Source organism: Streptomyces sp. NEAU-W12, from assembly GCF_026242095.1.
In the GTDB taxonomy this organism is placed as follows: domain Bacteria; phylum Actinomycetota; class Actinomycetes; order Streptomycetales; family Streptomycetaceae; genus Streptomyces.
This window is the reverse complement of the sequence record NZ_JAPJDM010000016.1, coordinates 106,128-119,845: the sequence shown is the minus strand read 5'-3', so window position 1 is coordinate 119,845 and position 13,718 is coordinate 106,128. Positions and strand designations below refer to the sequence as shown.

Annotated in this window: 10 protein-coding genes; 1 reads left to right on the top strand and 9 read right to left on the bottom strand. The window is 73.4% G+C overall.

The genetic code is table 11. The features are described 5' to 3' along the window. Positions 1-57: 57 nt before the first annotated feature. The 7 genes from ORI94_RS21245 to rpe all read right to left on the bottom strand — a co-directional run bounded on the left by ORI94_RS21245 (position 58) and on the right by rpe (position 8,671). Complete coding sequence (locus tag ORI94_RS21245) at positions 58-1,755, bottom strand: flavin monoamine oxidase family protein (RefSeq protein WP_266078059.1); 1,698 nt, start codon at positions 1,753-1,755, stop codon at positions 58-60. A gap of 71 nt (positions 1,756-1,826) precedes the next feature. After that, positions 1,827-2,615 carry a carbon-nitrogen hydrolase family protein gene (locus ORI94_RS21240; RefSeq protein WP_266078057.1) on the bottom strand — a complete coding sequence of 263 codons (789 nt, stop codon included), beginning with the start codon at positions 2,613-2,615 and terminating at the stop codon, positions 1,827-1,829. A 353-nt stretch (positions 2,616-2,968) separates the two neighbouring features. After that, positions 2,969-4,210: an MFS transporter gene (locus ORI94_RS21235; RefSeq protein ID WP_266078055.1), complete on the bottom strand. Its 1,242-nt coding sequence runs from the start codon at positions 4,208-4,210 to the stop codon at positions 2,969-2,971. Positions 4,211-4,339: 129 nt separating this feature from the next. Further along, positions 4,340-4,792, bottom strand: a complete 453-nt coding sequence (locus tag ORI94_RS21230; RefSeq protein WP_042174027.1) for an Lrp/AsnC family transcriptional regulator — start codon at positions 4,790-4,792, stop codon at positions 4,340-4,342. 97 nt (positions 4,793-4,889) lie between these two features. Beyond that, positions 4,890-6,332: a GuaB1 family IMP dehydrogenase-related protein gene (locus tag ORI94_RS21225; RefSeq protein WP_266078188.1), complete on the bottom strand. Its 1,443-nt coding sequence runs from the start codon at positions 6,330-6,332 to the stop codon at positions 4,890-4,892. 526 nt (positions 6,333-6,858) lie between these two features. Then, positions 6,859-7,905 carry a sugar-binding transcriptional regulator gene (locus ORI94_RS21220; protein WP_266078052.1) on the bottom strand — a complete coding sequence of 349 codons (1,047 nt, stop codon included), beginning with the start codon at positions 7,903-7,905 and terminating at the stop codon, positions 6,859-6,861. Between the two features lie 79 nt (positions 7,906-7,984). Then, on the bottom strand, positions 7,985-8,671 hold the full coding sequence (gene rpe / locus ORI94_RS21215; RefSeq protein WP_266078050.1) for a ribulose-phosphate 3-epimerase: 687 nt from the start codon (positions 8,669-8,671) through the stop codon (positions 7,985-7,987). 176 nt (positions 8,672-8,847) lie between these two features. On the opposite strand from rpe, the gene ORI94_RS21210 reads away from it, so the two are divergent. Next, positions 8,848-10,977, top strand: coding sequence for an MMPL family transporter (locus ORI94_RS21210; protein WP_266078186.1), 2,130 nt, complete (start codon positions 8,848-8,850; stop codon positions 10,975-10,977). Here the strand turns inward: ORI94_RS21210 and ORI94_RS21205 are convergent. Both ORI94_RS21205 and fmt read right to left on the bottom strand, forming a co-directional pair. Next, a complete protein-coding gene (locus ORI94_RS21205) occupies positions 10,958-12,367 on the bottom strand; it encodes an RsmB/NOP family class I SAM-dependent RNA methyltransferase (protein WP_266078048.1) in 1,410 nt (469 codons plus the stop codon). The genes ORI94_RS21210 and ORI94_RS21205 overlap by 20 nt on opposite strands. Positions 12,368-12,477: 110 nt before the next feature. Continuing rightward, positions 12,478-13,410 carry a methionyl-tRNA formyltransferase gene (gene fmt / locus ORI94_RS21200; RefSeq protein ID WP_266078046.1) on the bottom strand — a complete coding sequence of 311 codons (933 nt, stop codon included), beginning with the start codon at positions 13,408-13,410 and terminating at the stop codon, positions 12,478-12,480. Positions 13,411-13,718: the final 308 nt, after the last annotated feature.

The following is a 13,718-nucleotide window of genomic DNA, read 5'->3' as shown; positions in this document are numbered from 1 at the left end:
GGTCGCCGCGACCGCCGTGCGCCCCGGCCCGTCGCCGCGCTCCCGGTGTGGTCCGGCTCAGTCGTCGGAGAGTTCCACCGGAGCGATCTCGTCGTACACGTCACCGGGCCCGGGGTTGGCCGCGTCGGTTTCTCCGCCGAAGTGGTGCATGACGCCCCAGACGGCGTTGAGCGCGGTCTGGACGGCGCCCTCGGCCCAGCCGGCCGTCCAGGAGATGTCGTCGCCGGCAAGGAAGACTCCCCGCTTGTCCTCGGGCAGCCGGTCCTGCATGAAGTGCGTGAACAGGCGCCGCTGGTAGCGGTAGTGACCGGGCAGGTTGGCCTTGAACGCACCCATGAAGTAGGGCTCGTTCTCCCAGGAGACGGTGACCGGGTTGCCGATGACGTGCTTCCTGATGTCGACCTTCGGGTAGATCTCGCCCAGTGATTTCAGCATGACCTCCATCCGCTCGTTCGGTGACAGCGGCAGCCACTTCAGGCTGTCGTCGCACCAGGTGTAGGAGAGACAGATGACGGCGGGCCGGTCCGGGCCGTCGTCCAGCAGATAGGTGCCCCGGGTCATCCGGTCGGTCAGCGTCATCGACATGACGTCCCGCCCCGTCTCCTCGTCCTTGTCGAGCCAGAAGGGCCGGTCGACGGGTACGAAGAGCTTGCTGGACTCCATGTAGTGGGTGCGCTCGATGGCGGTCCAGTGGTCGATCGGGAAGAGAGCGTCGTCGCAGGCGATCTTGGACAACAGCATCCAGGACTGGGCGGTGAAGACGGCCGCCCTGTAGGTGCGGACGTCTTTGTTCGCGTCCGTCACCGTGACGCGGTGGCCCGCGGTGCGGTGCAGCCGCGTCACCGCGGGGCGCGGCTCGCCGTCCGCGTGCAGGGACCTCAGCGAGGTGCCGTACGGCCAGTGGACGAGCTTCTCCGGCTCGCGCTCCCACAGGCGCAGCGGCAGTTGCTGCGAGCCGCCGACGATGCCGCGGTGGTGGTCGTCGGCCTCGGTGTAGACGACGCGCAGGATCTCCAGGATGGAGTTGGGGAAGTCGGTGTCCCAGCCGCCGGTGCCGAAGCCGACCTGGCCGAAGATCTCGCGGTGCCGGAAGGACCTGAAGGACTCGGAGTCGCAGAGGAAGCCGTAGAAGGTCTGGTTGTCGAGCTTCTCGACGAGCCGGGACCAGATCTCGCGGATGCGCGGGACGTCCCGCTCGCGCAGGGCGCGGTTCATGTCGGAGAAGTCGGCGCCCTCCTCCAGGCACCGGGCCCAGGCATCGGCCACGTCCCGGTAGACCTGCGGGAGGTCGTCGAGGGTCCGGGCGTAGTGGGACTCGCCCTTGAGGTCGACGACGGTCGAAGGAGTCGACGCGGCGAGCGGGTTGGGGAACGGGCGGGTCTCGAGGCCCACCAGGTCGATGTAGTGCTGGAGCGCGGTGGAGGACGGCGGGAAGCGCATCGCGCCCATCTCCGCGGTGAGCGAGGGGTCGCAGCCGTCGAAGCCGACGGTGCGCAGCCGGCCGCCGATCCGGTCGGCCTCGTACACGACGGGCTTGAGGCCCATCTTCATCAGCTCGTAGGCGGTGACGACGCCGGACAGGCCGCCGCCGATCACCGCGACCTCGGTGCCGTGCTCCGTCGCGGGGATCTGGCCGAGGCCCGCGGGGTGGGCGAGGAAGTCGTCGTACGCGTAGGGGAAGTCCGGACCGAACATGGTGATCGGCGGCTGCTGCTCGTCGGCGTGTTCGACGGCGTTGGGCACCGTGGACGTCATGGGGTACGGACTCCTTGCGCTGATGATGTCGAAGGTGGTGCGGGGAGAAAGGTGCTGCGGAGGAGGCGGGGTCAGCCGCGGGCCCCGTACAGGGCGGGGCGGCGGTTCCGCAGGTACGGGTTGTGCTCGCGGGAGGCGGCGAGGAGCACGGGGTCCGCGTCGGCGAGGACCAGTTCCTCTCCGCGCCCGGCCCGGGTACGGGCGACCCCGTCGGGCCCGGCGAGGGTGGAGAGCCCCGCGAACTCCCACTCGCCCTCCTGGCCCACCCGGTTGACGTACGCGATGTACATCTGGTTCTCGAACGCCCGCACCGGCACGAGGGACTCGGCGACGAACTGGAACGGGTGCATCAGCGCGGTCGGCACCAGCAGGAGGTCGGTGCCCGCCAGGGCGTGGGCCCGCGCGTTCTCCGGGAACTCGATGTCGTAGCAGGTCAGCAGGCCGACGGTGAGGCCGTGCAGCTCGGCCTGGACGACCTGTCGGTCGCCGGGGGCGAAGTGGGCCTGCTCGAAGGGGCCGAAGAGGTGGGTCTTGCGGTAGTTCGCGAGGCGGGTGCCGTCCGCGGAGACGAGCTGGGCGGAGTTGTGGACCGCGTCGCCCGCGCGTTCCGGGTAGCTGTAGGCGATGGCGAGCCCGTGCCGGGTGGCGGTCCGGGCGATCGCGGCGGCCGCGTCGCCGTCGGCGGGCTCGGCGAGCACCGCGATGTCCTCACCGATCGCGTAGCCGGTCAGGAACAGCTCCGGGGTGACGAGCAGCCCGGCACCGGCCGCGGCGGCACGGCCCGCGGCCTCGTCGAGAACCTCGAGGTTCCCGACGACGGAACCGGGCCGTCCGGAGCTCTGGAGCAGGGCGGTACGCATGCGTGTGTTCCTCGTCGGTGCGCGGGAGGGCAGGGGAGGGGGCGGGAGGGCCGCTGGGAGGGATCGCATAGACGGTACGTTCGGCCGGCTCGGCCGGACAAGCGGAAGCCGTTGCGCTCCGGTGAGCGGATCGTTGCGTCCCCGGCGGCCCCGGCGGCGAGTCGGGGCACGAGCCGTCCGGGACCGCCCCGGTGAGGCGGGGCCGCGGCGCCGGCCCCGCCTCACCGGAGGACGACCGGCCGGGCGAGGAGGAGCCACGGGGATCGGTACCGCCGTCCCGGAGGACGCCCGGGGCGCCCCGGTGCGCTCCCCTCTGCGCGTCTGCCTGCCTGAGACGGCCGGTGCGGGCCGTCTCAGGCAGGGTCCTTCACTGCACGGGCCCCCTCGGCCTGCTTCCCCGCTCCGGTCCGCGTCACTGCCCGTGCTCCCGCCACCAGCACCGCCGCCGTCACCGGATACGACACCGCGAACACGGCGAAGGCCGTGCTGTGCGGGCTCTGAGAGGCGATCAGGGCGTAGCCGGCGAAGACGGCGACGGTGGCCAGCTCGGTGCCCAGGCCTGCGAGCGAGGTCAGGGTCGCCCGTCCGGTGTCCCCGATGCGCCGCTGGAGCCGTGCGTCGGCCAGCACGGTCGCCGCCTGGAGACCGCCGAAGGCGAGGGCGACCAGGATCAGCCCGGCGGGCGTACCGGCGAGCGAGCCGACGGCGAGGGCGAGTCCGGCGCCGGCGAGCAGGGCCGCGAGTCCGGTCGTGCCGAGGCGTTCGCCCTCCCCGGCCAGCAGGCTTCCGGCGGTGGCACCGGCCCAGATCAGCAGCAGGAGGTACGGGACGGTCCGGTCCGCGACGCCGGTGTCCCGCACCAGCAGCGGCGTGTACTCGTCGAGGGCGCCCCACACCGCGCCGACGGCCGGTACGAGCAGCAGGGCGCCGCGCACCGAGCGGTCGGCCCGGGCCTCGGCGAGCCCGGCGCGCAGGGTGGCGGTCCAGCCCTGCCGGGCGGCCGCCGGGTGCCGGTGCTCCGGGAACCGGAGGGCGGTGGCCGCGGTCAGCAGGCACGCCAGAATGCTGGCGGCGCCGACGGCGGTGTGGCCTCCCCGTCCGAGCACCGGGCCGGCGAGTCCCATGGCCGCCATCACGGCCACCAGGCCTGCCGCGCGGGCGCGGCCCATGATCCGGGCGTAGCGGCCGGCCGCGTCGAGCCGGTCGAGTTCGTCGTAGACCAGGGCCTCCAGTGCCCCCGAGACGAGTGCTCCGCCGACGCCCCACAGGACGAAGCCGGCCGCGAAGGCGCCGTACGAGGGCAGCAGCACCCAGAGGGCGAAACCGGCGGCGGAGAGCAGCGGGCCGAGCCACAGGAGCAGCCGGCGGGAGACGGCGTCCGCCCAGACGCCGGAGGGGACCTCCAGCAGCACGCCGGTGACCGACCAGAGGGCGAACAGGGAGGAGATCTGCCAGACGGTGAGGCCGGTGTCGCTGAACAGCAACGCGTACACCGGGTAGAGCAGCACGAAGTCCTCGAGGAACGCGTAGCCGTACAGCGTGGTCGTCAGCCGTCGGACGCGGGGGTCGTGCGCACGCGGGGGCGTGGAAGTCATGAGGCCTTCCCGTAAGGGCGGTTCGGACACCGGACGTGGAGGACGTACGGCATCCGGGGTGGCCCCCGGGAGGCGTTACCGGTGGATCAATGTCGCCAGGTCATGACCCGATGGTAGCCGGACCGGCGGTCAGGCGGGCGGTCCTGAGGAGAACCGTCGCAGCAGCGGGGACAGCACCAGCACGGACTTGGTGCGCTCGACGAAGGGCTCCCCCGCGATCCGTTCCAGGACCCGTTCGAAGTGCCGCATGTCGGCGGCGAAGACCTGGGCGACCGCGTCCGCCTCCCCGGTGACGGTGGAGGCGGACACGACCTCCTGGTAACGCTCCAGGCCACGCTGGATGGTCTCCGGGGAGGTGTTGCCGCGGCAGTGGATCTCGACGAACCCCTCGGTCTCCCAGCCGAGGGCGGCGGGGTCCACCCGTACGGTGAAGCCGGTGATGGCGCCGGTGGCGCGCAGCCGGTCCACGCGCCGCTTGACGGCGGGCGCGGACAGGCCGACGAGCTTGCCGATGTCCGCGTAGGAGCGTCGGGCGTCCTCGGCGAGGGCGTGCACGATGCGTTCGTCGAGATCGTTCAGCACTGTGTGCGGTTCACTTCGCTTCTCGAGGACTTCTGGGCGCTTCTGGGAGGGGAGGGCCGCCCGGGGGACCGGGCGGCCGCGACGGCCGGGGCCCCGGTCAGGTCCAGCTGGCGTGCAGCGGCTTGCCCTCGGCGTATCCGGCGGCGCTCTGGACGCCGACGACGGCCCTCTCGGCGAACTCCTCCAGGGAACCCGCACCCGCGTAGGTGCAGGAGGAGCGGACGCCCGCGATGACCGAGTCGATCAGGTCCTCGACACCGGGCTGGGCCGGGTCGAGGAACATGCGGGAGGTGGAGATGCCTTCCTCGAACAGCGCCTTGCGGGCCCGGTCGTACGCCGACTCCTCCGAGGTGCGGTTGCGTACGGCGCGCGCGGAGGCCATGCCGAAGGACTCCTTGTAGGGGCGGCCGTCCGCGTCGTGCTGGAGGTCGCCAGGGGACTCGAAGGTCCCGGCGAACCAGGAGCCGATCATCACGTTGGACGCGCCGGCCGCGAGCGCCATGGCCACGTCGCGCGGGTGGCGGATGCCGCCGTCGGCCCACACGTGCTTGCCGTACTTCCTGGCCTCCGCGGCGCACTCCAGGACCGCGGAGAACTGCGGCCGGCCGACGCCGGTCATCATGCGGGTGGTGCACATGGCGCCGGGGCCGACGCCGACCTTGACGATGTCGGCGCCGGCCTCGATCAGGTCGCGGACGCCGGCGGCGGAGACCACGTTGCCCGCGGCGACCGGGACCTGCGGGTCGAGGTCGCGGACCAGCTTGAGAGCGCTGATCATCGACTCCTGGTGCCCGTGCGCCGTGTCGATGACGAGCGTGTCGACGTCCGCGTCCAGCAGCTGCTGGGCCTTGCCCGCGACGTCGCCGTTGATGCCGACGGCCGCGGCGATGCGCAGCCGCCCCCGGTCGTCGGTGGCCGGCGTGTAGAGGGTGGCGCGCAGGGCCCCCTTGCGGGTGAGGATGCCGGCGAGGCGGCCGTCCTTGTCCACGGCGGGGGCGTAGCGCCGGTTGGCGCCGTCGAGGGTGTTGAAGGCCTCGCGCGGGTCCATGTCGGCGTCGACGAGCAGCAGGTCGCGGGACATGACCTCGCTGAGCTGCGTGAAGCGGTCCACACCGGTCAGGTCGGCGTCGGTGACCACACCGACCGGCCGGTGCCCGTCGTCGACGACGACGCCCGCGTTGTGCGCGCGCTTGGGCAGCAGGGCGAGCGCGTCGGCGACGGTCCGGTGCGGGGCCAGCACGATCGGGGTGTCGAGGACCAGGTGGCGGCTCTTGACCCAGGCGACGACCTCGGTGACGACCTCGATCGGGATGTCCTGCGGGATGATCACGAGTCCGCCGCGGCGGGCCACCGTCTCGGCCATGCGGCGGCCGGCGATGGCCGTCATGTTGGCGACGACGAGCGGGATGGTGGTGCCCGTGCCGTCCGGGGAGCCGAGGTCCACGTCCTGACGCGAGCCGACGGCGGAACGGTTCGGCACCATGAAGACGTCGTCGTACGTCAGGTCGTACGCGGGCTGGATGTCGTTGAGGAAACGCACGTGCTGCACATCCCAGTCGATCAGAGGTGGCCCCCGGACAGGTCAGCCAGGGGGAAGAGCACGTACCTCATTGTCCCATGAGGACCGGATCGCCCGTGCCGGTGCGATCGTCCAGGCAGCTCGGCGCGCACCTCCCGCCCGGTCTCTCCCCGGGGCGTGGGCCCGCTGGGACAGCAGCAGCCCTTCGAAGCTGCCGAAAACGGAGCCGTCCTGGTCGTACGGGAAGGGACCGCCCGTGCCGGGGGGATCCGGCGTGTACCGCGATCCGGCGTGTGCCGCGCCTCCCTGGGGAGGCCTGGCTCCCGAACGGCGGCCGTGCCGTCGGCCCGGGCGGGGGCGCGTCGTCCGCACCGGCGGGCGAGCAGCCCGCGAGGAGCGGACCGCCGGCAGCACGGGCAGGCAGGCCGGGGGCGGGCGTGACAGCACCGTACGGCGGTGCTGCCACGCCCCCGGCCGGCCGGCCCGGGGGGGGGGTGCCCCCCCCCGACCGGGGGGGCCCCCCCCCCCGCCCCCGTCCCCCGCCCGGTCAGGAACCGTCCGGGTCCGACCGGTTGAGGGCGGACCTGGGCGCGGGTCCCGCCGCCATCAGGTAGTCGGCGGCGGAGGTGTCCGTCACCAGGCTGGTGACCAGGCCGGAGCGCAGCACCGCGTCGATCGCGGGGCCCTTGCGCTGCCCGCCGGCGATCGCGACGACCTCGGGGACCTTGCGGAGCTGGTGGGTCTTGACCGTGATGCACCGCTCCCCCAGGTCCCGGCCGACCCGGCGCCCGTCGGCGTCGAAGAGGTGCGCGGACATCTCGGCGGCGACGCCCAGGGAGGCGTAGTGCTCCCGTTCCTCGTCCGAGAGCATGTCGTGCACCGTCGAGATGCCCGGCTCCCAGGAGCCGATGGAGACGCAGGCGACCGTCACCTTGTCGAAGTACTCGAAGGCCCGTGCGATACCGGTCTGGTGGCGCAGCGCCTCGGCGGTCGCCACGTCCGGGAGCAGCATCGGCGCGTAGATGGGGTGGGCGTCCCCGCCCGACACCTGCGCGGCCCGCCGTACGGCCTCCACCGAGCCGCGCTCGGCGGTCCCGGCGTCGTACACGCCCGTCAGCTGCACGACCGTGCAGGGCGCCAGCCGGTCCAGGGCCGCCGCCATGTGGATGGTGGACCGGCCCCAGGCCAGGCCCAGTACGTCTCCTTCGTTGACCAGTTCGCCGAGCAGGTCGGCGGCCACCTCTCCCAGGTTCTCGGGGTCGGGTGTCTCCGCGGCCTCGGCCGGGGACTCCACCACGACGGCGTGCCTGAGGCCGTAGCGGGCGCGCAGCGCGTCGGAGCGCTCCGCGTCCAGCTCGGCCGGCACGCGGATCTCGATGCGTACGAGATCCCGTTCGAGGGCGGTCTCCAGGACCCGGGCCACCTTGAAGCGGCTGACGCCGAACTCCTCGGCGATCTGGATCTTGGACTTGCCCTCTAGGTAGAAGCGGCGGGCCATGGCCGCCGCCTGCACCAGCTCAGCGGGTCCCATCCGCATGGCTGAACGGCCCGCCGCCGACATACCCGACACGGCGATCTCCTCACTGCTGTTCACATTCTGGATTCGCCGTTCATCCTTGCAGATCCGGCGCGGTCGATCAGCCCTGCTGGGGAGCCGTTCACGTTCTCGTGGCTCAGTGGTCGCACGCCCAGGATGCCTTGCCCGTGGCGGTCTCGGCCTGCGTGCGCAAGGCACGTACCGCCTCGGCCGGGTCCTGTGCCCCGTACACGGCGGAGCCCGCGACGAAGACATCGGCCCCGGCGTCGGCGCACTGCTCGATGGTGGACGCCGAAACGCCGCCGTCGACCTGGAGCCAGAGGTCCAGACCGTGTTTGCTGATCAACTCGCGGGTGCGGCGGATCTTCGGAAGCATGATGTCGAGGAAGGCCTGGCCCCCGAAACCCGGCTCGACCGTCATGACCAGCAGCATGTCGAGCTCGGGGAGCAGGTCCTCGTACGGTTCGATCGGCGTCGCGGGCCGCAGGGCCATGGAGGCTTTGGCCCCCTTGGCCCGGATCTCCCGGGCCAGCCGCACGGGCGCCGCGGCCGCCTCGACGTGGAAGGTGACGGAGCCGGCCCCCGCCTCGACGTACTGGGGCGCCCAGCGGTCGGGGGCCTCGATCATCAGGTGGCAGTCCAGCGGGGTGTCCGTCGCGCGGGCGAGCGACTCCACGACCGGCACACCGAGCGTGAGGTTCGGGACGAAATGGTTGTCCATGACGTCGACGTGGAGCCAGTCGGCTCCCGCGACCGCCTGCGCCTCGTCCGCGAGGCGGGCGAAGTCGGCGGAGAGAATGCTGGGGTTGATCTGCGCGGCCATGCACCAAGCCTGCCATGCCCTGCGGCGGTCGGTGCCACCGGCCGGGGACGGGCGCGGGCGTGCCGGTCCCCCGTGTCCCTGGCCGACCGGCTCCGGAGGCGGCCGTGAGCGCGACCCGCGGCGCACCCGAGGCACGTGGAGCGCCCCGGCCGCTTCCCGCGCGCGGCAAGCGCGGCATCGGGCATCTGGTCTGCGGGCGCCGCGCCAAGTGGCTGGTCCTGGCACTGTGGCTGGGGGTGCTGTTCGTGGCGGCGCCCCTCGCGCAGAAGCTGACCGACGCCCAGGACAACGACGCGGCGTCCTGGCTGCCGGGGTCCGCGGAGTCCACCCAGGTCCTGGAGATCTCCGAGGACTTCAGACCCGAGCAGATCCCCGCGATCGTGGTCTACGCGCGCGGGAGCGGTCTGACGGCCGCGGACCGGGAGCGGATCACCGAGGACGCGGCGCAGCTGAGGCAGCTGTCCGACCACGGCATCCGGGGCGCCGAGACCCGGGGCCCGGCCTACGACCGCGAGAGCGGTCCGCGGGCGGCGCAGATCCTGGTACCGGTCACGATGGACGAGCAGGGCTGGCAGCGGATCGTGCCCGCCGTCGACTCGGTACGGGACGAGGTCGGCGGGAACGACGACGGGCTCGCCGTGCACATCACGGGGCCGGGCGGCACCTCGGCCGACTTCGCCGAGGCGTTCGAGGGCATCGACTCGACGCTGCTGTTCACCGCGATGGGCGTGGTCGTCGTGATGCTGCTGCTCACCTATCGCAGCCCCACCCTCCTGCTGGTCCCGCTGCTGTCGGTGATCTGTGCCCTGTTCACCGCGCAGGCCCTGATCTATCTGCTGGCCGAGCACACCGGTCTGACGGTGAACGGACAGAGCGCCGGCATTCTCACCGTGCTGGTCTTCGGTGCGGGCACCGACTACGCGCTGCTGCTGGTCGCCCGCTACCGCGAGGAGCTGCGCCGGCACGAGGACCGGCACGGGGCGATGGCCCGGGCCCTGCACCGCGCGGGCCCCGCGGTGCTGGCCTCGGGCGCGACCGTCGTCCTGAGCATGCTGGTGCTGCTGACCGCGGAGATGAACTCCACCAGTGGCCTCGGCCCGGTCGCCGCGATCGGTGTCGCGGTGGCCCTGCTGGCCATGCTGAGCCTGTTTCCGGCGCTGCTGGTCGTCTTCGGCAGGTGGATCTTCTGGCCGGTGGTCCCGCACCACGGCGCGCCCGACCCGACGGAGCGCGGTGTGTGGGCGCGCACGGGTCACCGGATCGCGCGCCGTCCTCGCATGGTCTGGGGTGTGACGGCGGCGGTGCTGGTGGTCTGCTCGCTGGGCCTGGTCCAGCTGCGCGCCGGGGGCATCGGCAACGCGGACGCGTTCACCGGGAAGCCCGACTCGATCGTGGGGCAGGAGGTCTCCGCACGCCACTTCCCCGCGGGCAGCGGTGATCCGCTGGTCGTCGTCGGCGACCGGGTGCGGGCTGACGAGCTGCGCCGCGCGGTCGCCTCGTCGGAGGGTGTCGTGCCCGGATCCTTGGGCGTGCCGCCGGGCAGCAGGGCCCACGTCGGGGACACCGTGCGGTTCGAGGCGACCATGACCGCCCCGGCGGACAGCGAGGCGGCGAAGCAGACCGTGGAGCGGGTCCGGGACGCCGTGCACGCGGTGCCGGACGCGGACGGCCGGGTGGGCGGCGGAACGGCGGCGCTGCTGGACATGGACCGGGCGACCACGCGCGACAATCTGCTGATCATCCCGTTGGTACTGCTGGTCGTCCTGCTGGTCCTGTGCGTCCTGCTCCGCTCCCTGACCGCCCCGCTGCTGCTCGTCGGGACGGTGATCCTGTCGTTCGCCGCGGCGCTCGGCCTCAGCGCCCTGGCCTTCCGGTACGTGTTCGGCTACGCGGGCGAGTCGACGGACTTCCCGCTGTTCGTCTTCGTCTTCCTGGTGGCCCTGGGCATCGACTACAACATCTTCCTGACCACCCGGATCCGTGAGGAGGCGCGCCTGCGCGGCACCCGGCGGGGCGTGGTCACCGGGCTCGCCACCACGGGCACCGTCATCACCTCGGCGGGCCTGGTGCTGGCGGGCACCTTCGCCGCGCTCGGCACACTGCCCATGGTCGCGTTCGCCGAGATCGGCTTCGCGGTCGCCCTCGGCGTGCTGCTCGACACCTTCGTCGTGCGGTCGGTGCTGGTCACGTCCCTGTTCCTGGACGTGGGCCCCGCCGTGTGGTGGCCGCACCGGCTGGCCCGCGAGGACGGTGCCGGCGCGGCGCGCGAGCCGGCGGAGGGGAGCGTCAGCCGGTCCGCCGGATGAGTGCCAGGTACATGGCGTCGGTGCCGTGCACATGCGGCCACAGCTGGACGTCGGGGCCCTCCCCCAGCTCCGGGACGCCGGGCAGCAGCGGCCGGGCGTCGAGGAGTTCGACGTCCGGGAACTGCTTGAGGAGGTCGGCGACCACGGCCCGGGTCTCGGCCAGGTGGGGCGAGCAGGTGGCGTAGCCGACGACGCCGCCGACCCGTACGGACTCCAGGGCGGTGCGCAGCAGCCCGCGCTGCAGCGGGGCGAAGCCCTCCAGGTCGCCCGGCCGGCGCCGCCAGCGCGCCTCGGGGCGCCGGCGCAGGGCGCCGAGGCCGGTGCACGGCACGTCGACCAGGACCCGGTCGAAGGTGCCCGGCCGCCACGGCGGCCGGGTCCCGTCGGCGGCGACGACCTGGTACGGCCCGGGGTTCCCGGCCAGCGCCTTCGCGACCAGTTTGGCCCGGTGCGGCTGCTTCTCGGAGGCCAGCAGGGCGGCACCGCGCTCGGCCGCGAGCGCGGCGAGCAGCGCGGCCTTGCCGCCGGGGCCGGCGCAGCCGTCCAGCCACAGCCTGTCGGGCCCGTCCAGCGGGGCGTTGGCCAGGGCGAGCGCGACGAGCTGGCTGCCCTCGTCCTGCACGCCGGCCCTGCCGTCCGCCACGGCCGGGATCACGCCCGGCTCTCCGCCCTCGCTCAGCCGCACCGCGTACGGCGACCAGCGGCCCGGCAGGGCGGCCTCCTCGTCGAGCAGTTCCCCGGTGGTGGCCCGGCCGGGACGGGCGACGAGTGTGACCTCGGGCCGCTCGTTGTCGGCCCGCAGCAGTTCCTCGATGCCGGCGCGGCCGCCACCGAGGGAGTCCCACAGCGCGGAGACGACCCAGCGCGGGTGCGAGTGCACCACCGCGAGATGGTCCTCGGGGTCCTCGTCGTACGGCGGCGCGACCCGCTCGAGCCAGCCGTCGAGGTCGTGCTGCGCGACCTTGCGCAGGACGGCGTTGACGAACTTGGCCCGCCCGTCGCCGAGCACCACGCGCGCGAGCTCGACGGAGGCGGACACGGCGGCATGGGTCGGGATCCGGGTCCCGAGCAGCTGGTGCGCGCCGAGGCTGAGCACATCGAGGACGGGCGGGTCCACCTCGCGCAGCGGCCGGTCGACACAGGCGGCGACGACCGCGTCGTACGTCCCCTGCCGGCGCAGCGTGCCGTACACCAGCTCGGTGGCGAGCGCCGCGTCCCGTGCGTCGAAGTCACCGCCCTCACGCGCCGTGCGCAGCAGGGGCGGCAGGACGAGGTTGGCGTAGGCGTCCCGCTCGTCCACGGCCCGCAGGGCCTCGAAGGCGAGGAGGCGGACGGGGTCCTTCTTGGGCCGGCGGTAGGGCTTGCGGGGACGACGGGGCTGGTCGCTCACGAAAAAGGTGCTCCGGGTGTGGGATGAAGTGCGCGGTCCAGCGTACGTCGTCAAGGCGGTGCAAGGTCGCGTGACGCCGGGTGCCGGGCCTGGGTGCGGCAGCGTCGGCGTCAGCCGCCCAGGGTGTCCTCGGCCCCGATCCGTACCCCGCGGGCCCAGTCGGCCGCGCGCATCGGTTTCTTGCCCTGGGGTTGCACCCACAGCAGTTCCACGGCGTGCGAGCCGGTGCCGACGTACACGTTGTTCTTGCCCGCGGAAAGCCGTCCGGGAGCGAGATCCGTACGGTCGGGGGTGGGCGTGACCTGGACGAGCTTGAGCCGCTCGCCCCGGAAAGTGGTCCAGGCGCCGGGCGCGGGCGTGCAGCCGCGCACGAGGCGGTCGACGCGCAGGGCCGGGGCACTCCAGTCGACGCGGGCGTTCTCCACGGAGACCTTCGGGGCGAGGGTGATGCCGTCGGCGGGCTGCGGTACGGCCTTCAGGGTGCCGTCCTCGATCCCGTCCATGGTCGCGGCGAGCAGCCCGGCGCCGGCGAAGGCGAGCCGCGTGAGCAGGTCGCCGCTGGTGTCCGTGGGGCGGACCTCCTCGGTGACGGTGCCGTAGACCGGACCCGAGTCGAGCCCTTCCTCGATGAGGAAGGTGGACGCGCCGGTGATCTCGTCGCCCGCCATGACGGCGTGCTGCACGGGCGCCGCCCCGCGCCAGGCGGGCAGCAGCGAGAAGTGGAGGTTGACCCAGCCCCGGTCCGGGATGTCGAGGGCGGCCCGGGGCAGCAGGGCGCCGTAGGCGACGACGGGACAGCAGTCGGGGGCGATCTCGCGCAGCCGCTCGAGGAACTCCGGGTCCCGCGGCTTCACGGGTCTGAGCACCTCGATCCCGGCCTCCTGCGCCCGCTCGGCGACCGGAGAGGCGACCAGCCTGCGGCCCCGCCCGGCGGGCGCGTCGGGCCGGGTGACGACGGCGGCCACCTCGTGCCGCTCCGAGGTGAGAAGAGCGTCCAGAGCGGGAACGGCGACCTCGGGGGTACCGGCGAAGACGAGCTTCATGGGGTGGTTCGGGCCTCTCGGGCGGGGACGTTGCGGGCGGCGCACCAGTCTATGGGGGCCGGACGGCTGGGGGCGTACGGGCGGCGTGCAGGTGGCACCCGGGCGACGGTCCGGTGCGGTACGGGGAGCGAGCCGGGGATGCGCTCCGGACGGGGCCCGGGCGGGGCCGGGCGGAACCCGGGCGGGGGCCGGGCGAGGGCCGGGCGGGGACCGGGCGGGGACCGGGCGGGGGCCAGGCGCACAGTCGTTTCCCCGGGGGGCGTGTGCGGGATCCACCGCGCCCCCACCCCGTGACCCACTGAGCGAAT

Excerpts from the sequence above, each read along its gene's own strand:
- ORI94_RS21245 (WP_266078059.1), bottom strand. The coding sequence starts at position 1,755 with ATGACGTCCACGGTGCCCAACGCCGTCGAACACGCCGACGAGCAGCAG.
- ORI94_RS21240 (WP_266078057.1), bottom strand. The coding sequence starts at position 2,615 with ATGCGTACCGCCCTGCTCCAGAGCTCCGGACGGCCCGGTTCCGTCGTC.
- ORI94_RS21235 (WP_266078055.1), bottom strand. The coding sequence starts at position 4,210 with ATGACTTCCACGCCCCCGCGTGCGCACGACCCCCGCGTCCGACGGCTG.
- rpe (WP_266078050.1), bottom strand. The coding sequence starts at position 8,671 with ATGGCCGCGCAGATCAACCCCAGCATTCTCTCCGCCGACTTCGCCCGC.
- fmt (WP_266078046.1), bottom strand. The coding sequence starts at position 13,410 with ATGAAGCTCGTCTTCGCCGGTACCCCCGAGGTCGCCGTTCCCGCTCTG.